Origin of the sequence: Cupriavidus sp. NPDC089707 (genome assembly GCF_044748965.1) — a bacterium.
Lineage (GTDB): Bacteria > Pseudomonadota > Gammaproteobacteria > Burkholderiales > Burkholderiaceae > Cupriavidus.
Map to the genome: position 1 here is coordinate 63,380 of NZ_JBIVHB010000008.1, position 24,373 is coordinate 87,752.

Genomic DNA, 24,373 nt, shown 5'->3' on the forward strand with positions numbered 1-24,373 from the left:
CTCCTCCCGTGGCGGTCCGGTCGTCTGCCCCTGTTTTGGCGCGGTCTCCCTGCTGGAACTGGAGTCGGTCTACGACGCCATTTACATCGACACACCGCCAGCCCTGAATTTCTATACGCGCTCTGCGCTGATTGCCGTGGAGCGCTGCCTGATCCCGTTCGACTGCGATGACTTCTCGCGCCGTGCCCTGTACACGCTGCTCGATAACGTGAAGGAAATCCAGCAAGACCACAACGACGCGCTGCAGGTCGAGGGCATCGTCATCAACCAGTTCCAGCCGCGCGCCAGCTTGCCGATAAAGCTGGTCGAAGAACTGATCAGCGAGGGGCTGCCGGTCCTTGCGTCGCGGCTGTCTTCCTCGGTAAAGATTCGGGAATCGCACCAGCACGCTACTCCCATGATTCACCTGGATCCGCGCCATAAGCTCGCGCAGGAATACGTGGCGTTGCACCGGGAGTTGGCTGGCTGAAAACTACACGTGCGCCGCGGTCAGGGTCACCCTGCTTCGCGGACGCGCACCAGGCGCTGGCGGTGGTCAGTACTACCAGAACAGGAAGTGCCGATGCTGCCGCGCCTGGGCTTCACGAGGCGTCCGGGCCTCAGGGCTGAACCGCGCCTCCGGGTCGACAACCCGTGCCCGCAGCGCCATATCGTAGAACGCGCCTACCATCGGCAGGGCGCTACGCGCGCCCTGCCCCCAGTAGTCGCCGAGCGTCACACGTCCATCATCAAATCCCGCCCACGCGCCCGCGACCAGTTGGGGATGCATCAGGATGAACCAGCCATCGGCATTGGCCTGCGTCGTGCCCGTCTTGCCCGCCACGTCGGCGCGAATTCCGAAGCGCGTCCGGATGTCCGCCCCGGTGCCTCGGACCACGACGTCGCGCATCACATCGACGAGCGTTTGCGCCGCAGCTGAGGGCAGTGCCTGTTTCGGCGATGCGCTCCCGAATTCGGCGAGGACCTTGCCCTCGTGATCCTCGATGCGGGTGACCATGCGCGGCTCGACATAGGCGCCGCGGTTTGCAATCGTGCTGTAAGCCGAGACCATTTCCTTGAGTGTGACCGGGCTCGTGCCGAGCGCTAGCGACGGCACCGGTTCAAGCGCACTCTCGCGCACGCCCATCGCGCGCGCAAGGCGTGCGACTTTTTCGGGGCGTGTCTTTTGCATGAGCTGAGCGGTAACGCGGTTGCGCGAATACACCAGCGCGTCGCGCAGCGTCATCGCCGGCCGGTAGACGGCTCCGCGTCGGTGGGCCGCCAGATGGCCTGCCCTTTCAGTGGAATGGCAACGCTGCGGTCTACGATCGTGTCGCCCGGCCGAGCGCCGTCTGCGAACGCCGCCCCGTAGACGAACGGCTTGAACGTCGAACCCGGCTGACGCCGGGCCTGCTGCACGTGATCGAACGGTGCGTCTGTGAAATCGCGACTACCGACCCATGCCCTGATATCGCCGTTGCGCGGATCGATCGCGATAAAACCCGCCTGGACCTGCGTCTTGCTTCGGCAGAGGTCACGGACGAACGTCAGGTTCCGGCCGAGGTTCCTGAGCGCCGTCTGATCCGATTGGCCAGCATCGCGTGCGGCGCGATATTCGGGCGTTTGCCGCATAAATGTCCGGAACAGGTCGTTGCCTGGCTGACAGCCCCGGCGTTCGTTCCATGCCCCGTTCGCGATCCATTGCAGCTGGCTCGCCTGCCAGTTCACCGCCTGCAACGCCATTGCCTGCAGGCGAAAATCTATGGTCGTGCGCACGACAAGCCCGTCGGCGTAGATGTTGTAGCCGTTGCGCCCGGCCCATGCGATCAGCCACTTGCGCAGTTGCACTGAAAAATGCGGCGCGGCGCTTCGCGGCGCGGCTTGCACCTCGAAATTGACCCTGAGGGGCTGTCGGCTCAACCAGATGTAAGCATTGGGCCTGAGCTTCCCGTGCTTGTTCATCTGCCCTAGCACCGTGTTCCGCCGCTGCATGGCGCGCGCCGGATTGAGAACAGGGTTGTAAGTGCTGTTGGCCTTCAGCATGCCGACCAGCGTCGCGCTTTCGAGAATATCGAGCTGATGGGCCGATTTGCCGAAGTAGGTGCGCGCCGCCATTTCCACGCCGTAGGCGTTGTACAGGAACGGCACATTGTTCAGGTACGTCTCAAGGATCTGGTCCTTGCTGTACACGGCTTCGATCTTGAGCGCCGTGATCGCTTCCCTGATCTTGCGTGCCAAGGTCGGGGCGCGGCCGACTTTGTCGGGATACAGGTTGCGCGCGAGTTGCTGCGTGATCGTCGAGCCGCCCTGCCGTTCGCCGGAGAACGTATGCAGCGCAGCCGCCGCCATGCGCAGCCAGTCAATGCCGTGATGCTCGTAGAAGCGGTGGTCCTCGGTTGCGATCAATGCATCCAGCATGTACGGCGAGATCTGCCTGAGCGATACCCACTCGCGATTGACCGGTTTGAATTCGTCGAGCACTCTGCCGTCCACCGACACGATGATCGCCGGGCGGTCGATGCGAGCCTTCCGAATATCGTCGATACCAGGTGTAAACGGCACGAGCGCTAGCACGTACAGCAGGAACAGCAGGGGCACCGCGGCGAGGGTCAGCATGACGCCGCGCCGCGTCGGCCGCCGCATGCGTCCCAGCGCGCCCTTGAAGACGCGTCCTGCCGCCGTGACGCCGGCAACGACCAACGGTCGGATACGGATGAGCCACCGCGCGCAATACGCTCGAAACAACAATACAGGGCGGCGATTCACGGTGGCGGGACGTTTGGCGGAAAGAGCGGGATCGTACCAAAGCGCTGGGATGCGTCTGGTGCCAAACGTGGATGCGCGGCGCAGCGCTAACAATCGATTACATCTGTTTCATTTGGACAGAGTCATTCGTGGCAGTGTGAACATGGGTCTTGGGCCTTCCCACGAAAGCTTGTCGGACAAAGACCGATAGCACCACGACGAGGGAGCGACTAGATTGACCCGCTCGATTTGCATCTTTGGGAGGCGAAAAGCATGCAGGACATTCTTATTCTGACCGTCGGAGGTCTATTGCTCGCTGCCCTCCTCTTCCCTGGTCATAAAAGCCGGCGAAGCAAGTAATGGGGTTGCGGCAGGTGGAATCGAACCACCGGCCTCGGGGGAGAATAAGACCCGCGCGCTTCCACTGCGCTATGCCGCCGAGGGCGGCCTCAAATCTGAAGTGCAACACCTTGCCATCCGGTAAGGTGCAGTGAATGACAAGAACGAAGTACCAACAACTACAACCCGAAGAACGCATGCGCATCGAGATTTGGAAGGCCGAGAACGTCAGTCTGCGGGCCATGGCCCGCAGGCTTGGCCGCGCGCCTTCGACCTTGATGCGTGAGCTTCGCCGTAACGCCGCCGCGCATGGCGGCTATGGCGCGATGACCGCGCAAGCCTGCCGTGCGCAACGCCGCCAAGCCAGTCGTCCAGCCCCCAAGCTTGCTCCCGACAGTGTGCTGTGGGGCGTGGTGCGCCACTTCCTCGACCAGAAGTGGTCGCCAGAGGAAATCTCCGCTACGCTCAAACGCGCCTTCCCTGACGACGGCGACCGCCACGTGTCCCACGAAACCATCTACAACGTCATTTACGCCTATCCGCGAGGTGAACTGCGCCGCCAGCTTATCGCCTGCCTGCGCCAGGGCCGCGCCAAGCGCCTACCGCGCTCGCGTGGCACTGACCGGCGCGGCCAGATTCCCGACATGGTCAGCATCCATGTGCGCCCGCCCGAGGTCAACGACCGGCTCATGCCCGGGCACTGGGAGGGCGACCTCATCAAGGGCGCGGGCAACCAATCGGCCGTGGGCGTGCTGGTCGAGCGCATGAGCCGCGCCGTACTGCTGGTCAAGATGCCAAACGCTACTGCTGCTTCGGCCTTGGCGGGCTTCACCGCCAAGCTGCAATCCCTGGTCGCGCCGCTGCGCCAGACGCTGACCTACGACCAGGGCCGCGAGATGGCTCGGCACGCCGAACTCAGCGCTGCCACCGGCGTGCGCGTGTACTTCTGCGACCCGCACAGCCCCTGGCAGCGCGGCTCCTGCGAGAACACCAACGGTCTGCTGCGCCAGTACTTACCCAAGGGCACCGACCTATCCGTCCACTCTCAAAAAGACCTTGATGCCATCGCCGACAGTCTCAACGCCCGGCCTCGCAAAACCCTGAACTGGCACAACCCATTGCAAGTCCTCGCTCAGGTCCTGGCTAATCCCTCGGACCGGCTTCCTGTTCAATAACTTGCGGGGTGTTGCACTTCGCACTTGAAACCGCAATTGTGCGACTTTCGACATACGGCCACTTTGCGCTTGCGCACCGGCCGAAAGAAGAAACTAAGCGATGGCGATCCTCGGCTCCAGTGCTCGTCTGGTAGCACGCGGGCCAGAACAGACGTCTTTTTGACCTGGATCAGCCCCACGCTGTGAGGGAAGACTATTGTTACTTAAATGTTGCAGTTCCGATGAATTTGGACGCAACGGTTTCCGTGACCAGTTTTCCCCCGAGGGCGCCATGGCCAACCAGCTTGCCGTCTGGCATTCCGACCATATCAATTTCGCCGGCCTGCTTGACCTGCTGGAAGAGCAGGTCAACGCCTTTTACCGGGAAGAGCCGCCAGACTACGGCTTGATGGGTACGATCATCGATTACATGCGCAACTATGGCGATTGCGTTCACCACCCTCGCGAGGATGTTGCATACGCCCTGCTTGTTGAGCGATCCCCGGATATGCAGATTGTGGTCAGTCGGCTTCTGCAAGAGCATCGCGTCATTGCCGCGGTGGGCGAGGAACTGCTCAGCCGGCTTCGTGAAGCAGAAAGCGACGTCATCACGTCGCGGACGGGCCTCGAAGCCGCCGCCGCCATGTACCTTGCCTACTATCGCAATCATCTTTCCACTGAGGAAAAACAGGTCATGCCGCGTGCCGCGCAACGGCTGACCGAAGCGGATTGGGCGGAAGTCGCGGGCACCGTTCCGGATGGCCCGGATCCCCTGTTTGGAGAAAACGTACATTGACCCTTCCCTTGACGCTGCACCTGGATGGTAGACAATCGTCGAACGTACACCGACGAGTTGGCCGAGCTCGGACCACGTCAGTTGCCCAAGAAGGAGCGCGCCATGGCGACCATATCCCTTCCGAACGGTACAAGAATCGACGAGATTGCCGACCGCATCTATCGCATCTCCACTCCGCTCGAGATCCCTGGCGGGGGCGGATTCTCTTTCAACCAGTACCTGATCGACGACGACGAGCCGCTGCTATTTCATAGTGGTCTGCGCAGGTTGTTTCCGGTTGTCAGGGAAGCAGTCGAGCGGATCATGCCAGTCGATCGATTGCGCTATGTTGGTTTCTCGCATTTCGAGGCTGACGAGTGCGGAGCGCTCAATGAGTTTCTCGCGGCCGCGCCGCGTGCGGAGCCACTGTGCGGCCAGATCGCGGCCATGGTCTCGGTTAGTGACTATGCCGACCGGCCGCCGCGCGCGCTGGATGATGGCGAGACGATCTCGCTCGGACAGCACAGCGTGCGCTGGCTGGATACACCGCATCTACCGCATGCATGGGAGTGCGGGTTCCTCATGGAGACCACGTCGGCAACGCTGCTCTGTGGGGACCTGTTTACCCAAGGCGGCTCGCATCCCCCGCCGCTGACCGAGGGTGACATCCTCGATCCGAGCGAGGCGTTTCGTCGCAAGATGGACTACTTCTCGCACACCAAGAACGCCCGCGCAATGCTGGAACGCCTCGCTGCATTGCAGCCGACAACGCTGGCCTGCATGCACGGCAGCGCCTGGCGCGGCGATGGCGCGGCCTTGTTGCTCGCGCTTGCCGACAGCATCGAACACGGCTAGGTGCTACGCGCAAGTTGAGTTGTTGTACTGCACAACATGCCGCGCATGCGCCGGTGGCGCGTAGCGAGGCCCTGCCACGAGTCAGCCCTCGGCCGCTTTTTCGGGCGCTTTCCCGACATAACGCCCTCTCGGACGTATCACTTGCCCAACACCTAGTTGCTCCAGGCTATGCGCCAACAGTCCGATGCTCCGTGCCGTGGCGAACATGCCAAACGCTGCGTCGTCAGGCAGCCCGCAGTGGGTAACCAAGGCCGCCAGGGCGACATCGATATTGGGTTGCAAGCCGGTCAGGCGAGTCGCCTTCTCGATAAAACGGGCGATGACTTCGGGCGGATCGAACAGGGCCAGCAGCGCAGCCGCGCGCGGATCGCCTTCGGGATAGAGATGATGCCCGAAGCCAGCCAACGGTAAGCCAGCGGACAGGTGGTGGGCGATCACCTGATCCTCGCCCTGTCGGTCCAGTTCATTGAATAGCGCCTTCACGCGGCCCGAGGCGTCGCCATGCAGCGGACCGGACAGTGTGGTCAGGCCGGACAGGAGGCAGGCCGGCAGGGATGCTCCAGTGGACGCGGCAATGCGCGCGGCAAAGGCCGAGCTTGTCAGCTCGTGGTCGACCAGAAGCACCATTGCGGTCCGCAGGAGATCCGCCACGTGCGGGGATTGCTTCCACCCTTGCGCAAAACGCAAGTGCAAAGGCTGTTGTCCCGCATGCGCGCCAAAGCTGTTGGCCAACAGACCCACCAGGCTCTGGCATTCGTAATGCAAGACTCGGGTCATGCGCCCATGGGTGGAGTGGCCCGTGGCGGCCAACTCGGCCAAGGCCCTGAACGCCGCAACACGCCCCGGCTTGCCGCAGCGGGCGGTCGATGAGAAGTCGACGGGCTGGTCGGCATTCCAGAGCAAACGCGCCACGTCTTCCAGGCTCGCCGAGCCAGCCAGCATCACCGCGTCCTGGCCGCGGTAGTACAGCCGCTCCCGCACAAACGTGGAGAGCGCAGTGGGGATGCTGGGCTCCGCGCCAAACAACGTATTGGTTGCGAGCGTCTCAAACTTGCGTCCGGCCTGCTTGCGCCTGGCCAGGTTTGCCACATCTTCGGCGCGGTACAGGCTGCGGCGTGTGTCCGTGGGGTCTGAAGTGACTTCCAGCTTGCCGCGGCTGACATAGGCATAGATCGTCTGCGGCCGAACGCCAAGGCGCTTGCACGCCTCCCCCATCGATATCCAGGATCCCATGATAATTTGTGGTTGAGACAATTTTATATTGATTTTATATATCAAGATTGCCTATCAAATCAACTTATTCCACCATGCAGTCAACCTTTAACCACCTGACTGCATCCGGACATGAAGCCACAGATCCTGCAACTCAATCCCATCCTGATCCCGGCGGCCAATGACGAACTCGCCACCCGCTATCAGGTTCACAAACTCTTCGAGATCGCGGACCAGGACGCCTGGCTGCGGGAGCATGGCGCCGCCATCGAGGCCGTCATTACCGGTGGGCACACCGGGATCTCCCGGGCGATGCTGGAACAGTTGCCCGCCCTGAAAGTGGTCGCCGTCAATGGCGTCGGGACGGATGCGGTGGATCTGGCCTACTGCCGTGAACGCGGCCTGCCCGTCACCGCCACCCTGGGCGCGCTGACCGAAGACGTGGCAGACCTGGCCATCGGCTTGCTGATCGCAGCCTGCCGCAACATCTGCGCCGGCGACCGCTTTGTGCGCGACGGCCAATGGGAGCTGCACCCCCAGCCCAGCGCCATCCCGCTTGCCCGGCGATTCAGCGGCATGCGCGTCGGCATCGTGGGCATGGGGCGAGTCGGCCGCGCGGTCGCGACGCGGGCCACCGCCTTTGGCTGTCCCATCCGCTATACCGACCTGCACCGCATGGACGACATGCCGCATGAGTTTGTGGCAGATCTGCGCCAGCTTGCGCACGACAGCGATGCGCTGGTGCTGTGCGCGGCTGCCGACAAGGCCGAAGGCATCGTCGACGCCGCCGTGCTGGATGCGCTCGGCCCCCGCGGTTTTCTCGTCAACGTGGCACGTGGCCGACTGGTCAACGAGGTCGATCTCGCCGAAGCCATCGCCGCGGGCCGCATCGCGGGCGCCGCGCTGGACGTATTCGTGGACGAGCCTCGCGTTCCCCTGGCGCTACGCCAGTCCGACCGCACGACGCTGCAGGCCCACCGCGCCAGCGCCACCTGGGAAACCCGTACCGCCATGGCGCAGATGGTGCTCGACAGCGTCGCCCAGGCGCTGGCCGGCAGCCGTCCCGCCATGAGCCTGACCACCTGAGCGCGGGTTCAGTCACGGACACCCAACATGACCGATTTCGTTTTCCCACCCGTGGCCACGCCCGCCCTGCCCGTCTGCGGCCGCGCGGCGCGGTTTCCCGTCGCGAGGGTCTTCTGCATCGGGCGCAACTACCGGTGGTCTCCTGACGAACCCGCGCCACGGGAAATGCCCGCATGGTTCATGAAGCCCGCCACCGCCGTGGTGCCCGCCCAGGACCGGCTGCCCTATCCGCCGGGAACGGGAGACTTTTGCCACGAAGTCGAACTGGTGGTCGCCATCGGGCGTGGCGGCCGCGACATCGAGCCGGCGCAGGCCGAGGACCGCCATATCTGGGGCTATGCCGTCGGGCTCGACCTGACGCGCCGCGACCTGCAGCAGCAGGCCAAACGCGTGGGCGGACCCTGGGAACCAGCCAAGGCCTTTGACCACTCGGCGCCCTGTAGCCCGATCGTGCCCGCGGCCAACTGCGGGCATCTCCGGGAAGGGGCGATAGCGCTGAAGGTCAACGGCGTCGAACGGCAGCATGCCGACCTGTCCGGGCTGCTGTGGCCGGTTCACGAACTCGTTGCCATGCTGTCGCGCTCCGTGATGCTGATGGCTGGCGATCTCATCTTTACCGGCACGCCAGCAGGCGTGGGGCCTTTGCATCCCGGTGACGTCGTCAGCGCCAGCGTGGCCGGCATTGGCGAATTCTCAGTGACTGTCACCCGCTGATGGCGCAAGGCCCCCTCATACCTGATCTTCGTTCCAACCTCATTGCAGGAGACCGTCCTTGAACGCTTCCCGAAAGATTGCCCTTGTTACGGGTGCTGGTAGCGGTGTTGGCCGCCTTACCGCGATTAGCTTGCTCAACGACGGCTGGACGGTCGTGCTGGCCGGCCGTCGCCCCGCTCCCTTGCAAGCGCTGGCCGCCGAAGCTGCCGCGCGCGGGCAGACCGCGGTGGCCATGCCTGCCGACGTGACTGACCCTGAACGCGTGCAGGCCTTGTTTGACGCGATCGAACGCGAGTTCGGGCGACTGGACCTGCTTTTCAATAACGCGGGTGTCAATGCACCGGCCGTGCCGATGGACGAGCTGCCGCTGGACAACTGGTTCAACGTCATCAACACCAACGTCACCGGCGTCTATCTCTGTGCGCGGGCGGCCTTCGGACTCATGCGCAGTCAATCGCCGCAGGGCGGGCGCATCATCAACAACGGCTCCATCTCGGCGCATACGCCGCGTCCCTGCACGGCGCCGTACACCGCCAGCAAGCACGCCGTTACTGGCCTCACCAAGGCACTGGCGCTGGACGGGCGCGCCTTCAACATCGTTGCGAGCCAGATCGACATCGGCAACGCCTTGACCGACCTGTCCGAGCGCATGACGCGCGGCGTCTTGCAGGCCAACGGAACGACCGCACCCGAGCCCATGATGGACGCCAGCCACGTCGCCAATGCCGTGCGTCATATGGCCTCGCTGCCACTGGAGGCCAACGTGCTGACCATGACCGTCATGGCCAGTGCCATGCCATTCGTCGGGCGCGGCTGAATGGGCCTGCGCCCCAGGGACCCGCACCCCAGCCCTCATGGCGAAGGGGTGCGTCACCAGAGTTGACACGAGTTAACCAGAAACAAACGGAGACAACGATGCAGTTCACTACCCTGATCAAGACATTGGTCGTGCCCGCCGCGCTGCTCATCGCGCCCGGCCTGGCATCGGCACAGAATTACCCGGCACGACCTGTCACCATCATCGTCCCCGCGCCAGCGGGGGGTGGCATCGACCTGATCGCCCGGGTCGTCGGCGAAAAGCTTTCAGTCAAGCTTGGCCAACCGTTCATCGTCGAGAACCGTCCGGGCGCGTCCAATAACCTGGGCACTGCGGTGCTGGCCAACGCCAAGCCCGACGGATACACAATCGGCATCGTGGGCGGCAGCCACAACATCAACAAATTCCTCTTCAAAAACCTGGGATGGGATCCGCAAAAGAGCTTCGAGCCCATCGTCTACACCCATGAAATCCCGCTGGTGTTTGCGGTCTACCCGAAACTCCCGGTCAAGACGGTGCCTGAGCTCGTCACCTGGATGAAGGCCAATCCCGGCGAGGCCAAGGTTGCCACCTCCGGCCGTGGCAGCGCGCAGGAAATGGCCGCCGAAATGTTCCGTATGGTAAGCGGGGCACCCGTACTGCTGGTGCCCTACAAGGGGTCGTCCGCCGCCCATCCCGACCTGATCGCCGGACGGACCTCGCTCTACATCGACACCATCAGCGCCATCCAGGAGCAGGTCAGATCGGGCAACGTCCGCGCCGTCGCAGTCTCCACCCACAACCGCTCCAAGGCGTTGCCCAATGTGCCGACTGCTGAAGAGCAAGGCCTCAAGGGCTATGACGCCAATACCAATGGCGGCTTCCTGGCCCCCGCGGGAACGCCGAAAGAGATCATTGCCAGGCTGAATGCCGAGATCAATGCCGCGCTGAAATTGCCCGAGGTGCGCGCCAAGCTGGAAGCGGCAGGGATCGAGGTCAAGGGCGGCACGTCACAGGAATACGCGGCGTTGATCAAGTCTGACCTGGCAAAGTGGGGGAAAGTCGTCAAAGAAGCGGGAATCCAGCCGGAATAGCGGTCGTTCTGGAAACAGGAGAGCCAGGAGCGTGTAAGTCGACCTGCTTGCCACGCGTTGCGCCATTCAACGTCGCCAACGCGTGGCCGGCAACGTGCCTCTCGGGGCCGATACGCCGACTGGGTCCGGTAGCGCGTAAACTGCATCAGACTCCTTTTGAACGGGAGAGCAGCATGCGAAACGTGATCTTTCACGAGCCAGGGCATCCGGAACAGCCATGTCACGGGGCTCGCTACTATGCGTTGCTGTCGGTTTTCGTGGTGGCGGCAGGGCTTGTCTATCTGGTCTGGTCGGGTCTTCACATCGTGTGAAGTGCATCAGGGATGCCGGGTGCTGCCAAATCCCGGCATGCCGAGGCATAATTGTGAAACTGGTTTCACCTAGACCCGAATCCAATGCCCCCGCGCCCTGTGCCCCGACCAATTCTCGACCTGAAACCCGCAGAGAAGCTCACCATCCAGGACGTTGCCGACTATGCGGGCGTCTCGAAGGCCACCGTTTCGCGCTACCTGAACCGGGGCGGCGAGCAGTTGTCCGCGGACGTGGAAGCGCGCGTGGCCGCGGCCATCCGCGCGCTTGGCTATAGCCCCAGTCCCATGGCGCAGGGGCTCAAGCGCGGCAAGTCACGCCTGATCGGGCTGGTGGTGGCGGATGTTTCCAATTCGTTCTCGGTGGCCGTGCTGCGCGGCGTGGAGAAGGCTTGCCGCGACGCCGGCTACATGGTGATGCTGTTCAATCTCGGCAATGACGAGGAACTGGAGCGCGAGGCGATCCGCTCGCTGTCGGCCTACCGGGTTGAGGGCTTTATCCTGCACACGCTGGGTCACGATGCCGGCGCGCTGGCCGATGCGGCGCAGTTGGGCAAGCCAGTCGTGCTGGTCGACCGCAAGGTCGGCGATGCGGAGGTGGACCTGGTGGCGCTCGACAACCTGAGCGCCGTCCATGAAGCCGCCGGCCACCTGGTCGAAGCCGGCTATCGGCACGTGCTCTTTGTCAGCGAGCCGATCAAGGCCATCAGTTCGCGCAACGAACGGGCCCGCGCCTTCCAGGCCTTTGTCGCCGAGCACGCGGACACGGTCAGCGGGACCGCCTTCGAAGCCCACAGGGGTGGCGACGATGTCCTGGATGAAGCGCTGCGCGATCTGCGCCGCCGTGCTGGCGAGGCGCCCGCTGCCGTGCTGGCGGCCAACGCGGTGATCTCGCTGCGCGTGGCCGCATCGGCCGCCAGGCTGGGGTGGCAGCTCGGCACCGACCTCGGACTGATTGGCTTCGATGACCCGGAATGGGCTGCGCTGGTCGGCCCTGGCCTCAGCGCGATTTCCCAGCCCACCGACGATATCGGGCGCGTCGCCACCAATTGCCTGATCGAGCGCCTGCAAGGCGCCCAACTGCCGCCGCGCCGGGTCCTGCTGCCCGGCACGCTGGTCACGCGCGGCTCTACCCGCCGCGGCTGATCCCTCCCCCGCCGCCGTCCGGGGTGCGCGCGCAAGCTACGCACAGACCCGCCGCAGCAGCGTAGCGGGTGCGGTAACGCGTCCATTTCCCGCTCCGGCCTGATCGTAAGGGTTTCCACTGCTGGATCTCTGAAACCGGTTTCCTATAATTCTGAAACCGGTTTCAAGACGGTACTTGCCAACGCTGCGACGCCAGCGACACCCCTATACGTGCAGGAGACATAGATGAACGTTCAACGCTTGTTGCGCCGCGTAGCCGCGCCCGTGCTGACTCTGCTGGTCCTTGCCAGCGCCGCTTTCACCGCCCAGGCGCAGACGGTCGCCGAGATCGTCAAGAAGGGCAAGGTCACCATCGGCGTCGTGAGCGGCGCCCCGCCCTTCGGCACCACGGACGCCACCGGCAAACCCGCCGGCTATGACGTCGACGTGGCCAACCTGCTCGGCAAGTACCTCGGCGTGCCGGTCGATATCGTCCCGCTCACCTCGCCCAGCCGAATTCCGGCGCTGGAGGCCGGCAAGGTCGACTTTCTGGTCGCGACGCTGGCGCCGACGCCCGAACGGGCGCGGGCCATCATGTTCAGCGCGCCCTACAGCGCGTTCGAGCTGACCATCTTTGCGCCCACCGCTGCGAAGTACGCCAAGCTGACCGAACTCGGCAAGAAGAAGGTTGGCGTGACGCGCGGCACCACGCAGGACACCGCGCTGACGCGGCTGGCCGTCCCCGGCATGAATATCGTCCGCTTCGAGGACGATGCCACCTGCGCGCAGGCGCTGATCAGCAACCAGGTCGACGCCATCGCCCTGCCGAATAGCACCGGCAACGAGATCATGAAGGCGCGCGGCGCCGGCAAGTTCGACGCCAAGTTCGCGTTTTCGGTACAGCCGAATTCGATGGCCGTGCGCAAGGATGCCTTCGAACTGCGCCAGTGGCTGAACACCACGATCTCCTACGTCAAGCTCAATGGCGAGCTCGATGCCATTGCGCAGAAGTGGACCGGCAAGGCGCTGCCCACGCTGCAAACGTTCTGAACCACGCCGTCTGATGTCGCGCGCCGGCGTCAGCCGGTGTGCCAGGAGACTTGCATGCACTATCAATTCGAATGGGCCCCGGTGCTGTCGCAGCTGGATCGCTTCGCGGACGGCGCGGCGATGACGCTGGCGCTCAGCTTCGGCTCGATCCTCCTCGGCACCCTGGTGGGCACCGCCGGCGCCATTGCTGCCGCCTTTGGCGGCCCGTGGCTGCAGCGCGCCACCAGGGCATATGTCGAAGCCATCCGCAACACGCCCTTCCTGATCCAGCTCTTCATCATCTTCTTCGGCTTGCCGACCGTGGGGCTGCAGATCGATGCCGTCACCGCCGCGCTGATTGCGATGACGGTCAACCTCGGCGCCTATTCGACCGAGATCATCCGCGCCGGCCTGCAGGCGGTCCACCGCTCGCAGCTTGAAGCCGCCGCCGCGCTGGGCATGACGCGCTGGCAACTGATCCGCCACGTCGCGCTGGTGCCGGCCTTCGAGAAGGTCTATCCGGCGCTGACCAGCCAGTTCACGCTGATGATGCTGACATCGAGCGTGGTGTCGACGATCTCGGTGGAAGAACTGACGGCTGTTGCCAGCCAGGTCGATTCACAGACCTTCCGCACCTTCGAGAGCTACATCCTGGTCATGTTCGTCTATATCGGGCTGGCACTGCTGCTGCGCGCCATCTTCGGCCTGATCGGCAAGCTGGTGTTCAAGCGGCGCCGCGCGGTGGCGCGCGCCCGAAAGCTGGCCCGCACGGCCCCGGTCGTGCCGCTGGCGCGGGCGGAACTGACGGCAGCCGTTGCAGGGAGCGCGAAATGATCACCGAGTTCTCCTGGAATCATCTTGAAATCCTGCTGCTGGCCGCGCGCTGGACGCTGTGGGTGACCTTGCTCGCCTTCGTTGGCGGCACGCTGGCCGGTTTCCTGGTGGCGCTGGCGCGTACCTCCAGAAGCCCGCTCCTGCGCCTGGCCAGCACGATCTATATCCAGGTCGTGCAAGGGACGCCCGTGCTGATCGTGCTGTTCCTGAGCTACTACGGACTCTCCGTGCTCGGGCTCAAGCTGTCGCCGATGGTCGCGGCCATGCTCGCGATGTCGATCTACGCCAGCGCCTATCTTGGCGAGATCTGGCGCGGCTGCATCGAGGCCGTGCCGCAAGGACAGTGGGAAGCCAGCGAAGCGCTCGCCCTCACCCGCTGGCAGCAGCTGCGCTACGTGGTGCTGCCGCAGGCCGTGCGGCTGGCCTTGCCGCCCACAGTGGGGTTCTCGGTCCAGCTGGTCAAGAACACCTCGATCACTTCCATCATCGGCGTCATCGAACTGACGCGCGCCGGCCAGCTGATCAACAACGCGACCTTCCAGCCCTTCGCGGTCTTCGTCGTCGTCGCACTAATCTACTTCGCGCTCTGCTTCCCGCTGTCCGCGGCAGCCCGGCGCATGGAAAGGAGGCTCCATGTCAATCGTTGAAGCACAGGACGTGCACAAGTCCTATGGCCACGTCGAAGTCCTCAAGGGCGTTTCGTTTGCGATCGAGCCGGGCCAGGTGGTCGCCATCATCGGCCGCAGCGGCTCCGGCAAGAGCACCATGCTGCGCTGCCTGAATGGGCTGGAGACGATCAATGCCGGCAACATTACCGTCGCCGGGCACAAGCTGGATCACGACCGCAAGCGCTTGCTCGACCTGCGCCGCGACGTGGGCATGGTGTTCCAGAGCTACAACCTGTTTCCGCACCTGACAGTCGGCCAGAACATTGCGCTGGCGCCGGCTATCGTGAAGAAAATGGCGGCAGGCAGGATCGACGGCATCGTTGCCCAGGTGCTGACCCAGGTCGGCCTGCTCGACAAGAAGGACTGCTACCCCGAGCAACTGTCGGGCGGCCAGCAGCAGCGCGTGGCCATCGCCCGTTCGCTGGCGATGGAACCCAAGGTGATGCTGTTCGACGAAGTCACCTCCGCGCTCGATCCCGAGCTGACGGCGGAAGTGCTTCGGGTCATGGAGAACCTGGCCGCCTCCGGCATGACCATGGTGCTGGTCACGCATGAAATGGAATTCGCGCGCCGCATGGCGCATACCACCATCTTCATGCACCAGGGCAAGGTGCACGAGGCAGGGCAGTCGAAGGCGCTGTTCGCGCAGCCGCGGACACCGGAGCTGCAGCAATTCCTGAGCGCGGGAGCACTGAAATGAGCCAGTGGCATGCAGAGGGTGCAGATGGCACTTCACGCCCGCCGGTCCTGATCTCACTGACGGCCTATGGTGCCGACCTCGCCCTGCGCGACGGCCAGGCTGCGCTGGCGCGGATTGCCGCGGCAGCGGGCGCGGACGGCGTGGAATTCCGCGGCGAACTCCAGCGCGGACACAAGGAGGAAGTCACTGAACAGCGCGAGGTCGCCGGGGAGCATGGACTGAGCGTGGTCTGGTCCAGCCCGGAGGGCCTGTGGAATGACGCTGGCAGCCTCGATGCCGCCGCGCTCGACCGCGCCTTCACGACCGCGCTGGCGCTTGGTGCGACCCGGGTCAAGATGTCGCTTGGCGGCTATCGGGCAGGCACGGCGCTGGAAGCGCTGCTTCCCTGGCTGCGGCACGAGGGCATCGAACTCGTCGTGGAGAACGACCAGACCGCCCGGGCCGGCACCGTACCGCCACTGCGCGACTTCTTCACGCATCTCGCGACGCTCGGCAAGAGCGTGCCGATGACCTTCGACATGGGCAACTGGCACTGGACCGGCGAAGACCCGTTCGACGCCGCGCAGGTTCTCGGCGCCAACGTCGGCTACGTGCACTGCAAGGGCGTGCAGCGCACGCCCGCCAAATGGATCGCGGTGCCGCTTGACCAGTCGGCGGCACCCTGGCGCAGCGTCTTGCGCCGCCTCCCCACGCACGTTGCGCGTGCGATCGAATTCCCGCTGCAAGGCGATGACCTGGTGCAGGTCACGCGCCGTCATGTCGAACTGCTGCGTTCGGTGGAGGTTCCCGCATGAGTCCCGATCTTGACGTGGTCACGCTGGGCGAGGCCATGCTGATGCTGGTGGCCGGCGAAGCCGGGCCGCTCGAAGGCGCGCAGACCTTCCACAAGCGCACCGCCGGCGCCGAGACCAACGTGGCCATCGGCCTGTCGCGCCTGGGCCTGAAGGTCGGCTGGGCCAGCCGGCTGGGCGATGACTCGATGGCGCGCTACCTGCTCGGCGAAATGCAGCGCGAAGGCGTGGATTGCAGCCAGGTGGTGTGCGAACCCGGCGAGCGCACCGGCTTCCAGTTCAAGGGCCGGGTCGACGACGGCAGCGACCCGCCCGTCGAGTACCACCGCCGCGGCTCGGCCGCGAGCCGCATGAACCCGGAGCACCTCGACGACAGCTGGCTGCGGCGCTCGCGGCACCTGCACGTCACCGGCGTGTTCCCCGCGCTGGCTGTGGGCACGCAGGCCGCCACGCGCCAGGCCATCGCCACCATGCGCGCCGCCGGCCGCACGATCTCGTTCGATCCCAACCTGCGGCCCACGCTGTGGGCCACGCCCGAGCTGATGCGCGAGACGCTGAACGACCTGGCGCAACAGTGCGACTGGGTGCTGCCCGGCATCGAGGAAGGCCGCTTCCTCACCGGGCACACCGAGCCGGAGCGCATCGCCGCCTTCTACCGCGCCCGCGGCGCGAAGCTGGTGGTGGTGAAGCTGGGCGCCGATGGCGCCTACTTCGATGGCGAGGCGGGCAGCGGCCATGTCGAGGCCTTCAACGTCGAGCGCGTTGTCGACACCGTCGGGGCCGGTGACGGCTTTGCCGTGGGCGTGATCAGCGCGCTGCTGGAAGGCCGTCCTGTGGGCGAAGCCGTCCGGCGCGGCGCCTGGATCGGCGCGCGAGCGGTGCAGGTGCGGGGCGACAGCGAAGGCCTCCCCACTCATGCCCAATTGGCGGCGGCCAGTTTGTGACGCCACAGCGAGGATTACCCATGCGCAAGAATGTACTGGTGTTCCGCCCGATCCCTGAGGACCTGCTCGCCAGGATCGAGTCGGAGCACGACGTGATCGTGGCCGACCCGCGCCAGCCGGCACAGCGGCCGGCCTTTCGCGCCGCGCTGGCAAACGCCCACGGCCTGATCGGCTCCAGCGTGAAGCTGGGCGAGGCAGAACTGGCCGGAGCCGGCCAGCTGGAGGTGATCTCGAGCATTTCGGTGGGCGTCGACAACTACGACCTCCCCTGCCTGCACCGGCGCGGCATCACCCTGTGCCACACGCCAGGCGTCCTCACCGAAACCACCGCCGACACCGTCTTCGCGCTCATCATGGCCACCAGCCGCCGCCTGGTCGAGCTGGCGGCCCATGTCAGCGAAGGCCGCTGGACCGCCAATATCGGCGAAAGCCTGTTCGGCTGGGACGTGCACGGCAAGACCCTGGCGATCCTGGGCTTCGGCCGCATCGGCCAGGCCCTGGCGCGACGCGCGGCGCTCGGCTTCGGCATGGAGGTGCTCTATGTCAACGAGACGGCGGTGGAGCCGCCCGATCTGGTGGGGCGCGCGACCCGGACGGATCTCGACGATGCCTTGCGGCGCGCCGATATCGTCGCCGTCACGCTGCCCCTGACAGACAGCACGCGTGGCCTGATGGGCCTGCGCGAGTTCGCACTGATGAAGCGAGGCGCCATCTTCGTCAACGGCGCCCGCGGCCAGATCGTGCAGGAAGACGCGCTGCTCGCTGCGCTGGAAAGCGGCCACCTGCGCGCGGCCGGGCTGGATGTCTTCGCCACCGAGCCCTTGCCGCATGATTCGCCGCTGCGCCGCCATCCCACGGTGACCGCCCTGCCCCATATCGGCTCGGCCACGCATGAGACGCGGCGCGCCATGGCCGAACTGGCCACGTGCAACCTGCTGGATGCGCTCGCCGGGCGGCAACCCGCCGCGCGTTTCGACCTGGCGGCCTTTGCCGCCCAGGCAGCCGCCTGATTTTCCTCGCAAGGACACCCCGCAATGCCCGGCTCCATTCCCACGCTGTGCGGCTCGATCATGGGCGAGCCCTTCACCTTCAATGTGCGCATCCACAATGCCGCCTATCGGGCGCTCGGGATCGACTACACCTTTGTGTGCTTCGGAGTGCAGGACGTGGCCGGCGCCGTGCAGTCGATCCGCGCGCTCGGCGTGCGCGGCATGAATGTCTCGATGCCGCACAAGCAGGCCGTGATCCCGCACCTCGACCGGCTCGACGAGACCGCCCGCGCCATCGGCGCGGTCAACACCATCAACAATCTCGATGGCATGCTGACCGGCTACAATACCGACTGCATCGGCGCCGTGCGGGCCTTCCAGGAGGTGACGAATGTGGCCGGCCAGCGCATTGCGCTGCTGGGCGCGGGCGGCGCGGCGCGGGCGATGGCCTATGGCTTGCGCGAGGCCGGCGCCAGCGTGACCGTATTCAACCGCACGGCGGCGCGCGGCGAAGAACTGGCCGGCTCGCTTGGCCTGCGCTTTGGCGGCGGGTTGACGGACTTCCGCGCGGCGGACTTCGACATGCTTGCCAACGCGACCGCCGCGGGCTTTCGCGCCCCCGATGTCAACCCGGTCGCCGGACAGCTCGCCGCGCACCTGATCGTCATGGACGCTGCCTTCATCCCGGTCAGGAGCAAGCTGATCCGGGATGCTGCCGCGCTTGGCTGCCGCACGATCGACGGCACGCGCATGATGCTCCACCAGGCATGTGCCCAGGTCGAGTTCTACACCGGCTGCGCACGCGCGCCGATCGAGGCGATGGAGACCGCGCTGCTAGAGGAAATTGCCCGCCTGTCTTAAGCCTTCTGCCGCCCCTTGCCTCCTGACGCTCACACTCCGATGACCCAAACCCACCCGCTTTTGATCCCCTGCCCCGCATTCCACGGAGTCTCCCGATGACCCTGCGACGCGAGCGACACACCAAGATCGTGGCCACGCTTGGCCCCGCCTCTTCCACTGCCGAAGTCATCCTCCAGCTCTTCAAGGCCGGTGCCGATACCTTCCGCCTGAACTTCAGCCATGGCACCCATGAGGACCACCAGGCCCGGCTGGCGCTGATCCGCGAGGCGGAAGCGCTGACCGGCCGGCCCGCCGGCGTGCTGCTGGATCTGCAGGGCCCCAAGCTGCGGCTGGGCACCTTCCCCGGCGGCCCGGTCCGGCTCACCGCCGGGCAGCCGTTCCGCCTGCAGCTGGACGCCGTACCGGGCAGCCAGCACGTCGCCCACCTGCCGCACCGCGAGATCTTCGAAGCGCTGCGGCCCGGCCACGCGCTGCTGATCGACGACGGGCGCGTGCGGCTGCGGGTGCGCGAAGGCGGCCCCGACTTCGCGGAAACCATCGTGGAGACCGGTGGCACCGTGTCCGACCGCAAAGGCGTCAACGTACCGGACTGCGCGCTGAACCTGTCGGCGCTGACCGAGAAGGATCAGCGTGACCTGCGCTTCGGCATGACGCTCGGGGTGGATTGGGTGGCCCTGTCTTTCGTCCAGTCGGCACGCGATATTGAAGAGGTACGCGCGATCGTCGGCAAGGACATGGCGATCATGGCCAAGATCGAGAAGCCCGCGGCGCTGGCCGACATCGAGGCCATCGTCGGCGCGGCCGACGGCATCATGGTGGCCCGCGGCGACCTGGGCGTGGAAATGCCGCCCGAGGAAGTGCCGGCGATCCAGAAACGCCTCACCCGCCTCTGCCGCGAGGCCGGCAAGCCGCTGGCGCGCCTGCGGCGCCAGCCTTGGCGGCGGCTACTTCGTGGTGTGGCCGCGCGACCGGATGAAGCTGGCGGCGGCGCGGGCGATGAGGAGTTGGTTGGTGCGACAGGCCATGCCGGCGACAGCGTGACATGCCGCTGCGCCCTGCCCTTCATGCCTGTCCGGCAAGGCTCAGCACGAGGTTCCTGTAGATTTCACGCGCGCCTTCAAGCTGGTCCAGTGCGATCGACTCATCGATCGTATGCGCGTCTTCCTCGCAGCCAGGGCCAAGGCCGATGGTCGGAATGCCGCGGCGGCCCGCGGATTCCGACCCGTTAGTGCAGAACGGCCAGGCGCCGACGCGTTGCTCCATGCCGGCCTGGGTCACTGCTTGGACTGCCGCGCGCACCAGGGGCGTATCGTCCGCCTGCTGCCAGGCAGGCAGCCACCGAACCGGCCTGGAGTGCTCCCCGGTGAAAGTCTGCACCGCATCGTCGGAGACTGCCAGTGTGTAGTCACGAAGCCCGTGCGCATCCAGGCACGCACGCACCTCACCCAGCACGTCCTCCTGCGTTTCGCCGCTGAGCGTGCGCCGGTCGAAGCGGATGGTGGCAGACAGCGGGATCATCGAGATCGATGGATACGGCGACGAAACGATATCCGTTGGCACCAGCAAGGCCGGCCCCATCACCGGGTCCGTGGGCAGCACTAGCGATTCCAGCGCAATCAGCGCCCGTGCCGCGGCAAGCAACGGATTGACGCCCAAGTGGGGCGAAGCCGCATGCGCGGGCTTGCCGTGGAACGTCAGCAACAACTCCAACCGGCCCTTTGCGCGGATTTGACCTGCAGCTTGGACGGCTCGCAGATCACCACGGCGGCGGGCCTGCAGGTATCCAGCACGGTCGACAGCGCATGCCCTTCGATCACTTCTTCCAACACACTGGCCGAGACCGCAACCCGACGCCGCAGCGTTCCTTCGCGCGCGGCGGCGGCCACTCCGCAGATGGCGGCGGCAATGCCGCCCTTCATGTCAGTGCTGCCGCGGCCATACAGCCTGCCGTCATGAATGGCGGCCCGAACGGATCGAAGCGCCAGCTGCCGGCCACCGGCACCACATCCATATGGCCGTCGAACAGCAGCGCCACCTCGGCGTCTTCGGGGCCGATCAGCCCCAGCACCGAACCGTTGCGGTCGGTGCTGACAGAGATGAATCCAAACTCACGCATGCGAGTGGCAAGCAGTCCTGCAAGCTCGCCCTCCTTGCCGGACAAGCTGGGGATGCGGACCATCTCTTGGGTCAGTGCGATCACGTCGCTGGTCATGCTGGAATCTCCGTTGAACAGTATCTAGGGCAGTGGCCCGGCTCAGCGGTTGACCAGCGTGGCCGGCACCCTGTACACCAGCAAAGCGCCGAGCACGGTGAACGAGGCGAGGAAGTACATGCCCCAGTCGGTCGAGCCGGTCAGGTCCTTGATCCAGCCGATGGCATAGGGGCTGGCAAAGGCCGCCAGTCCGGCAAAGGAGTTGATCGCGGCAATGCCGGCGGCAGCGCTGCGGCCCTCCAGGAAGGCGGTCGGCAGGCTCCAGAACAGCGGTGAGCACACCATGCACCCGGCAGCCGCGACTGAGACACGCGCGCGTAAAGCGCGACCATGGCAGCGTTGCTCATCGCTGCGCTGGCGCTGCGGTTCTTCATAGCGCTGCTGGCCCTGATCGACGAAGGTCCGCCGCGGGTCAGCATGAAGTAGACCATACGCGCCAGCTTGTGGGCGACCGCCGTGTTGGCGCGCGGCTTGTCCATGCGGGCGCACAGCCGCCGGTAGAACGCGCCGAGCGCCGAGTTAGCGCGCCGAAGCCGCCGATCATGCCCGATATGGCAAATCCCAGTGGGAAGCCGGCGAACATGTTGACCGCATCGGGCAGGTTGGCCGCGAAGTACACAGGGAGCTTCGGATGCCGCCAGCACATTCTCAGATGACGCAATCCCCACTTCCACCTCATTCCGGCAATTGCTTGACACGCCTTCCGATTGCTCCGACAATTTGTCCATATTGAGGACTATATGTCCATATTATAGACAGGAGAAGCCCCATGCAAAGCAATGAAGCGCGGCTGGACGCCAGCGGCAACCCGGCCCGGATGCCCTACCAGTACCCCAACCCGCCCGAAGCGCTCCAAGAAATCGTTGTTCCCACCGCGATTCCAGAGGACGAGCGCGTCTGGGTGCCGCAGGCCGAGAACGTGTGGTTCCGGCCGCTGTGCCTGAACGTGTCGCAGGGCTACTGGATGAACCTGCTGCGCGTGCGCAAGTCCGGCGTGCTGTCGCGCCACCGACATCCTCAAGCCGTGCACGGCATGGTGCTGAAGGGCAAATGGCGCTACCTGGAGCACGACTGGATCGCCACCGAAGGCAGCTACGTGTTCGAGCCGCCGGGCGAGACGCACACGCTCTATGTGCCGGAGGACGTCGAGGAAATGATCACGATGTTCCAGGTCAACGGCGTGATGTACTACGTTGATCCCTGGGGCAAGCCGATGGGCTATGAGGACGTATTCACCAAGCTGGACATGTGCCGCAAGCACTATGAGGCCGTTGGCCTGGGCGCCGGCTATGTCGACCAGTTCGTGAGGTGACCATGGCGGCCAGCACGCAAGGCGGCACCGCCCGCTACAACTTCACCGGCACGGTGGCCGTGGTTACCGGCGCCACCGGCGGCATCGGGCTGGCGGTCGCGCGCGATCTGGCCCGGGCCGGCGCGCGGGTCGTCAACTGGGACCTGCAGGCCGCACCGGACGCAGACGGCATCGCCGGCATCCGTGTGGACGTGACCGACGATGCTGCCGTCGCGGCCGCCGCTGCGGTCACACGCGATCGATTCGGCGGCATCGGCGTCCTGGTCAACAACGCCGGTTTTGCCGGACCGACCATGCCGCTTGCAGAATTCGACCCGCAGGTCTGGCAGCGCGTGATCGACGTGAATCTGACCGGCGTGTATCGCGTCTGCCGGCATGTGGTCCCGTTGATGAGCGCGGCCGGCTACGGGCGCATCGTCAACATCGCCTCGCTGGCTGGCAAGGAAGGCACGCCCAATGCCTCGGCCTACAGCGCCGCCAAGGCTGGCGTGATCGCGTTGACCAAGTCGCTGGGCAAGGAACTGGCGAAGACCGAGATCCGCGTCAATGCCATCGCCCCGGCCGCGATCGAAACGCCGCTGCTGGCGCAGATGTCGCCCGCGCATGTGCAGACCATGATCGACAAGAGCCCGATGTCGCGCCTGGGCACGGCCGATGAAGTGGCCGGGCTCGCGCTATGGCTGTGCAGCGGTGCGTGCACGTTCAGCACCGGCGCCGTGTTCGACCTGTCTGGCGGCCGGGCCACATACTGATCTCCGGCAGCCGCGATCCGCGCGGCACAAGCAGCAAATCCACCGGCCACACGCCCCGCGCGCGCGGCCGGTGGATTCCGCAGATTCAGAAATCGCAGGAGACAAGGCATGCGCTGCGCGCAGGCGCACCCCATGCCGATTTGAACTATGACCCCCCCTCTTCGCAGGAACCTTTGCAGAAACCGTCGCGAAAGACCAGCCGTATCCAGCGCGTGCAATGGATCGCCATCGTGTTCCTGACGCTCGCTGCTGATCAGCGCCGCCATGGCCATGGTGGCCGCATTTATCTACCTGCTGGTCGTGCGTGAGCCGATCGGCGAGCACGATGCCGCGGCATCGCTCGGCCAGCCCTCTGCTTCTGGAGCCTGATCCATGACCTATCAATCCAACCTGCTGCAACACAAGACTGCGCTCGTCACAGGCGGCACCACCGGCATCGGCGCTGCCATCGCGGCCCGCCTCGCCTCGCTTGGCGCCAGCGTCACCGCCGCCGGCCTGCCGGCGCCGGCCGGCACGCCCGAGCCGCCGCCGGGCGTGCGCACGGTGAGCCTCGACGTCAGCAGCGACGACAGCGTAAAAGCGGTGGTTGGCGCATTCGAGCGCTTGGATATCGTCGTCAACTGTGCCGGCGTGATCCGCCGCGAGGCCGAGCTCGATCCGGACGTATTCGCCCAGGTGGTCGATATCAACCTAACCGGCACCATGCGCGTCTGTGCCGCCGCCCGCGAGCGCCTGCGTGCCGCACACGGCTGCATCATTAACACCGCGTCGATGCTCAGCTTCTTTGGCGGCGGGCTGGTGCCGGGCTACAGCGCCAGCAAGGGGGGCGTCGCGCAACTGACCAAGTCGCTGGCGATCGCCTATGCGGCCGACGGCATCCGAGTCAATGCGATCGCTCCGGGCTGGATCGCCACGCCGCTGACCCAGGCCCTGCAGGACGACGACGGCCGCTCGGCCACGATCCTGGAACGCACGCCGATGAAGCGCTGGGGCACGCCCGCTGAGGTTGCCGACGTGGCGGTGTTCCTGGCAACGCCGGCTGCGGCGTTCATGACCGGTGCGGTAGTACCTGTCGATGGCGGATACCTGACCGCCTGAT

General features: G+C 65.5%; 24 protein-coding genes, 1 tRNA gene and 5 pseudogenes. 22 read left to right on the top strand and 8 right to left on the bottom strand.

The window, feature by feature from the left end:
• Positions 1-46: 46 nt before the first annotated feature.
• Positions 47-469: pseudogene (locus tag ACIP1U_RS15025) on the top strand (ParA family protein); the annotation flags it as partial.
• Positions 470-541: 72 nt separating this feature from the next.
• On the opposite strand, the pseudogene ACIP1U_RS15030 reads toward ACIP1U_RS15025, so the two are convergent.
• Positions 542-2,745 (bottom strand): annotated as a pseudogene (locus tag ACIP1U_RS15030) (transglycosylase domain-containing protein).
• Positions 2,746-3,089: 344 nt separating this feature from the next.
• Positions 3,090-3,164: transfer RNA gene (locus ACIP1U_RS15035), tRNA-OTHER, on the bottom strand.
• 54 nt (positions 3,165-3,218) lie between these two features.
• On the opposite strand from ACIP1U_RS15035, the gene ACIP1U_RS15040 reads away from it, so the two are divergent.
• From ACIP1U_RS15040 to ACIP1U_RS15050, 3 genes are all read left to right on the top strand, one after another.
• Entirely contained in the window at positions 3,219-4,238 is a 1,020-nt protein-coding gene (locus ACIP1U_RS15040; RefSeq protein ID WP_400316212.1) for an IS30 family transposase, read from the top strand.
• Positions 4,239-4,509: 271 nt separating this feature from the next.
• Entirely contained in the window at positions 4,510-5,013 is a 504-nt protein-coding gene (locus ACIP1U_RS15045) for a hemerythrin domain-containing protein (protein WP_400316214.1), read from the top strand.
• A 102-nt stretch (positions 5,014-5,115) separates the two neighbouring features.
• A complete protein-coding gene (locus tag ACIP1U_RS15050; protein WP_400316215.1) occupies positions 5,116-5,847 on the top strand; it encodes an MBL fold metallo-hydrolase in 732 nt (243 codons plus the stop codon).
• Between the two features lie 81 nt (positions 5,848-5,928).
• Here ACIP1U_RS15050 and ACIP1U_RS15055 read toward each other — a convergent pair whose 3' ends face one another.
• Positions 5,929-7,080 carry a citrate/2-methylcitrate synthase gene (locus tag ACIP1U_RS15055; RefSeq protein WP_400316217.1) on the bottom strand — a complete coding sequence of 384 codons (1,152 nt, stop codon included), beginning with the start codon at positions 7,078-7,080 and terminating at the stop codon, positions 5,929-5,931.
• A 111-nt stretch (positions 7,081-7,191) separates the two neighbouring features.
• Here ACIP1U_RS15055 and ACIP1U_RS15060 point away from each other — a divergent pair, with 111 nt between their 5' ends.
• From ACIP1U_RS15060 to ACIP1U_RS15130, 15 genes are all read left to right on the top strand, one after another.
• Complete coding sequence (locus ACIP1U_RS15060) at positions 7,192-8,145, top strand: 2-hydroxyacid dehydrogenase (protein WP_400316219.1); 954 nt, start codon at positions 7,192-7,194, stop codon at positions 8,143-8,145.
• A gap of 27 nt (positions 8,146-8,172) precedes the next feature.
• A complete protein-coding gene (locus tag ACIP1U_RS15065; protein WP_400316221.1) occupies positions 8,173-8,859 on the top strand; it encodes a fumarylacetoacetate hydrolase family protein in 687 nt (228 codons plus the stop codon).
• A 58-nt stretch (positions 8,860-8,917) separates the two neighbouring features.
• On the top strand, positions 8,918-9,676 hold the full coding sequence (locus ACIP1U_RS15070; RefSeq protein ID WP_400316222.1) for an SDR family oxidoreductase: 759 nt from the start codon (positions 8,918-8,920) through the stop codon (positions 9,674-9,676).
• A gap of 98 nt (positions 9,677-9,774) precedes the next feature.
• Positions 9,775-10,749, top strand: coding sequence for a Bug family tripartite tricarboxylate transporter substrate binding protein (locus ACIP1U_RS15075; protein WP_400316224.1), 975 nt, complete (start codon positions 9,775-9,777; stop codon positions 10,747-10,749).
• A gap of 173 nt (positions 10,750-10,922) precedes the next feature.
• Positions 10,923-11,060, top strand: coding sequence for a hypothetical protein (locus tag ACIP1U_RS15080; protein WP_400316226.1), 138 nt, complete (start codon positions 10,923-10,925; stop codon positions 11,058-11,060).
• Between the two features lie 84 nt (positions 11,061-11,144).
• A complete protein-coding gene (locus ACIP1U_RS15085; RefSeq protein ID WP_400316228.1) occupies positions 11,145-12,203 on the top strand; it encodes a LacI family DNA-binding transcriptional regulator in 1,059 nt (352 codons plus the stop codon).
• Between the two features lie 225 nt (positions 12,204-12,428).
• Positions 12,429-13,232, top strand: a complete 804-nt coding sequence (locus ACIP1U_RS15090) for a transporter substrate-binding domain-containing protein (protein WP_400316230.1) — start codon at positions 12,429-12,431, stop codon at positions 13,230-13,232.
• A gap of 54 nt (positions 13,233-13,286) precedes the next feature.
• Entirely contained in the window at positions 13,287-14,045 is a 759-nt protein-coding gene (locus tag ACIP1U_RS15095) for an amino acid ABC transporter permease (protein WP_400316232.1), read from the top strand.
• Entirely contained in the window at positions 14,042-14,692 is a 651-nt protein-coding gene (locus tag ACIP1U_RS15100; RefSeq protein WP_400316234.1) for an amino acid ABC transporter permease, read from the top strand. Before ACIP1U_RS15095 ends, ACIP1U_RS15100 begins: the two co-directional genes overlap by 4 nt.
• Positions 14,679-15,413 (top strand): amino acid ABC transporter ATP-binding protein, encoded by a 735-nt coding sequence (locus ACIP1U_RS15105; RefSeq protein WP_400316236.1) that lies wholly within the window; start codon positions 14,679-14,681, stop codon positions 15,411-15,413. Before ACIP1U_RS15100 ends, ACIP1U_RS15105 begins: the two co-directional genes overlap by 14 nt.
• Complete coding sequence (locus ACIP1U_RS15110) at positions 15,410-16,207, top strand: sugar phosphate isomerase/epimerase family protein (protein ID WP_400316238.1); 798 nt, start codon at positions 15,410-15,412, stop codon at positions 16,205-16,207. Before ACIP1U_RS15105 ends, ACIP1U_RS15110 begins: the two co-directional genes overlap by 4 nt.
• Complete coding sequence (locus tag ACIP1U_RS15115) at positions 16,204-17,148, top strand: sugar kinase (protein WP_400316239.1); 945 nt, start codon at positions 16,204-16,206, stop codon at positions 17,146-17,148. Before ACIP1U_RS15110 ends, ACIP1U_RS15115 begins: the two co-directional genes overlap by 4 nt.
• 20 nt (positions 17,149-17,168) lie before the next feature.
• A complete protein-coding gene (locus ACIP1U_RS15120) occupies positions 17,169-18,158 on the top strand; it encodes a 2-hydroxyacid dehydrogenase (protein ID WP_400316241.1) in 990 nt (329 codons plus the stop codon).
• Between the two features lie 24 nt (positions 18,159-18,182).
• Positions 18,183-18,998, top strand: a complete 816-nt coding sequence (locus ACIP1U_RS15125) for a shikimate dehydrogenase family protein (protein WP_400316243.1) — start codon at positions 18,183-18,185, stop codon at positions 18,996-18,998.
• Positions 18,999-19,099: 101 nt separating this feature from the next.
• Entirely contained in the window at positions 19,100-20,227 is a 1,128-nt protein-coding gene (locus tag ACIP1U_RS15130) for a pyruvate kinase (protein ID WP_400316630.1), read from the top strand.
• Here ACIP1U_RS15130 and ACIP1U_RS15135 read toward each other — a convergent pair.
• The 5 genes and pseudogenes from ACIP1U_RS15135 to ACIP1U_RS15155 all read right to left on the bottom strand — a co-directional run.
• Positions 20,142-20,708 (bottom strand): annotated as a pseudogene (locus ACIP1U_RS15135) (peptidase dimerization domain-containing protein); the annotation flags it as partial. The gene ACIP1U_RS15130 and the pseudogene ACIP1U_RS15135 sit on opposite strands and share 86 nt — an antisense overlap.
• A complete protein-coding gene (locus tag ACIP1U_RS15140; protein ID WP_400316244.1) occupies positions 20,693-20,917 on the bottom strand; it encodes a hypothetical protein in 225 nt (74 codons plus the stop codon). The gene ACIP1U_RS15140 and the pseudogene ACIP1U_RS15135, both read right to left, overlap by 16 nt.
• Positions 20,914-21,210, bottom strand: coding sequence for a hypothetical protein (locus ACIP1U_RS15145; RefSeq protein ID WP_400316246.1), 297 nt, complete (start codon positions 21,208-21,210; stop codon positions 20,914-20,916). The genes ACIP1U_RS15140 and ACIP1U_RS15145 overlap by 4 nt, the downstream gene beginning before the upstream one ends.
• A 42-nt stretch (positions 21,211-21,252) precedes the next feature.
• Positions 21,253-21,525, bottom strand: a pseudogene (locus ACIP1U_RS15150) (MFS transporter); the annotation flags it as partial.
• Between the two features lie 33 nt (positions 21,526-21,558).
• Positions 21,559-21,743, bottom strand: a pseudogene (locus ACIP1U_RS15155) (IS110 family transposase); the annotation flags it as partial.
• Positions 21,744-21,979: 236 nt separating this feature from the next.
• On the opposite strand from ACIP1U_RS15155, the gene ACIP1U_RS15160 reads away from it, so the two are divergent.
• From ACIP1U_RS15160 to ACIP1U_RS15170, 3 genes are all read left to right on the top strand, one after another.
• Positions 21,980-22,522, top strand: a complete 543-nt coding sequence (locus ACIP1U_RS15160) for a 2,4'-dihydroxyacetophenone dioxygenase family protein (RefSeq protein WP_400316247.1) — start codon at positions 21,980-21,982, stop codon at positions 22,520-22,522.
• 2 nt (positions 22,523-22,524) lie between these two features.
• On the top strand, positions 22,525-23,274 hold the full coding sequence (locus tag ACIP1U_RS15165) for an SDR family oxidoreductase (protein WP_400316249.1): 750 nt from the start codon (positions 22,525-22,527) through the stop codon (positions 23,272-23,274).
• Positions 23,275-23,646: 372 nt separating this feature from the next.
• Positions 23,647-24,372, top strand: coding sequence for an SDR family NAD(P)-dependent oxidoreductase (locus ACIP1U_RS15170; protein ID WP_400316251.1), 726 nt, complete (start codon positions 23,647-23,649; stop codon positions 24,370-24,372).
• Position 24,373: the final 1 nt, after the last annotated feature.

What these genes read in the sequence shown, in the direction of transcription:
- ACIP1U_RS15040 (WP_400316212.1), top strand. Translation starts at nt 3,219, where the DNA reads ATGACAAGAACGAAGTACCAACAACTACAACCCGAAGAACGCATGCGC.
- ACIP1U_RS15045 (WP_400316214.1), top strand. Translation starts at nt 4,510, where the DNA reads ATGGCCAACCAGCTTGCCGTCTGGCATTCCGACCATATCAATTTCGCC.
- ACIP1U_RS15050 (WP_400316215.1), top strand. Translation starts at nt 5,116, where the DNA reads ATGGCGACCATATCCCTTCCGAACGGTACAAGAATCGACGAGATTGCC.
- ACIP1U_RS15055 (WP_400316217.1), bottom strand. Translation starts at nt 7,080, where the DNA reads ATGGGATCCTGGATATCGATGGGGGAGGCGTGCAAGCGCCTTGGCGTT.
- ACIP1U_RS15060 (WP_400316219.1), top strand. Translation starts at nt 7,192, where the DNA reads ATGAAGCCACAGATCCTGCAACTCAATCCCATCCTGATCCCGGCGGCC.
- ACIP1U_RS15065 (WP_400316221.1), top strand. Translation starts at nt 8,173, where the DNA reads ATGACCGATTTCGTTTTCCCACCCGTGGCCACGCCCGCCCTGCCCGTC.
- ACIP1U_RS15075 (WP_400316224.1), top strand. Translation starts at nt 9,775, where the DNA reads ATGCAGTTCACTACCCTGATCAAGACATTGGTCGTGCCCGCCGCGCTG.
- ACIP1U_RS15080 (WP_400316226.1), top strand. Translation starts at nt 10,923, where the DNA reads ATGCGAAACGTGATCTTTCACGAGCCAGGGCATCCGGAACAGCCATGT.
- ACIP1U_RS15085 (WP_400316228.1), top strand. Translation starts at nt 11,145, where the DNA reads ATGCCCCCGCGCCCTGTGCCCCGACCAATTCTCGACCTGAAACCCGCA.
- ACIP1U_RS15090 (WP_400316230.1), top strand. Translation starts at nt 12,429, where the DNA reads ATGAACGTTCAACGCTTGTTGCGCCGCGTAGCCGCGCCCGTGCTGACT.
- ACIP1U_RS15095 (WP_400316232.1), top strand. Translation starts at nt 13,287, where the DNA reads ATGCACTATCAATTCGAATGGGCCCCGGTGCTGTCGCAGCTGGATCGC.
- ACIP1U_RS15100 (WP_400316234.1), top strand. Translation starts at nt 14,042, where the DNA reads ATGATCACCGAGTTCTCCTGGAATCATCTTGAAATCCTGCTGCTGGCC.
- ACIP1U_RS15105 (WP_400316236.1), top strand. Translation starts at nt 14,679, where the DNA reads ATGTCAATCGTTGAAGCACAGGACGTGCACAAGTCCTATGGCCACGTC.
- ACIP1U_RS15110 (WP_400316238.1), top strand. Translation starts at nt 15,410, where the DNA reads ATGAGCCAGTGGCATGCAGAGGGTGCAGATGGCACTTCACGCCCGCCG.
- ACIP1U_RS15115 (WP_400316239.1), top strand. Translation starts at nt 16,204, where the DNA reads ATGAGTCCCGATCTTGACGTGGTCACGCTGGGCGAGGCCATGCTGATG.
- ACIP1U_RS15120 (WP_400316241.1), top strand. Translation starts at nt 17,169, where the DNA reads ATGCGCAAGAATGTACTGGTGTTCCGCCCGATCCCTGAGGACCTGCTC.
- ACIP1U_RS15125 (WP_400316243.1), top strand. Translation starts at nt 18,183, where the DNA reads ATGCCCGGCTCCATTCCCACGCTGTGCGGCTCGATCATGGGCGAGCCC.
- ACIP1U_RS15140 (WP_400316244.1), bottom strand. Translation starts at nt 20,917, where the DNA reads ATGAAGGGCGGCATTGCCGCCGCCATCTGCGGAGTGGCCGCCGCCGCG.
- ACIP1U_RS15145 (WP_400316246.1), bottom strand. Translation starts at nt 21,210, where the DNA reads ATGACCAGCGACGTGATCGCACTGACCCAAGAGATGGTCCGCATCCCC.
- ACIP1U_RS15160 (WP_400316247.1), top strand. Translation starts at nt 21,980, where the DNA reads ATGCAAAGCAATGAAGCGCGGCTGGACGCCAGCGGCAACCCGGCCCGG.
- ACIP1U_RS15165 (WP_400316249.1), top strand. Translation starts at nt 22,525, where the DNA reads ATGGCGGCCAGCACGCAAGGCGGCACCGCCCGCTACAACTTCACCGGC.
- ACIP1U_RS15170 (WP_400316251.1), top strand. Translation starts at nt 23,647, where the DNA reads ATGACCTATCAATCCAACCTGCTGCAACACAAGACTGCGCTCGTCACA.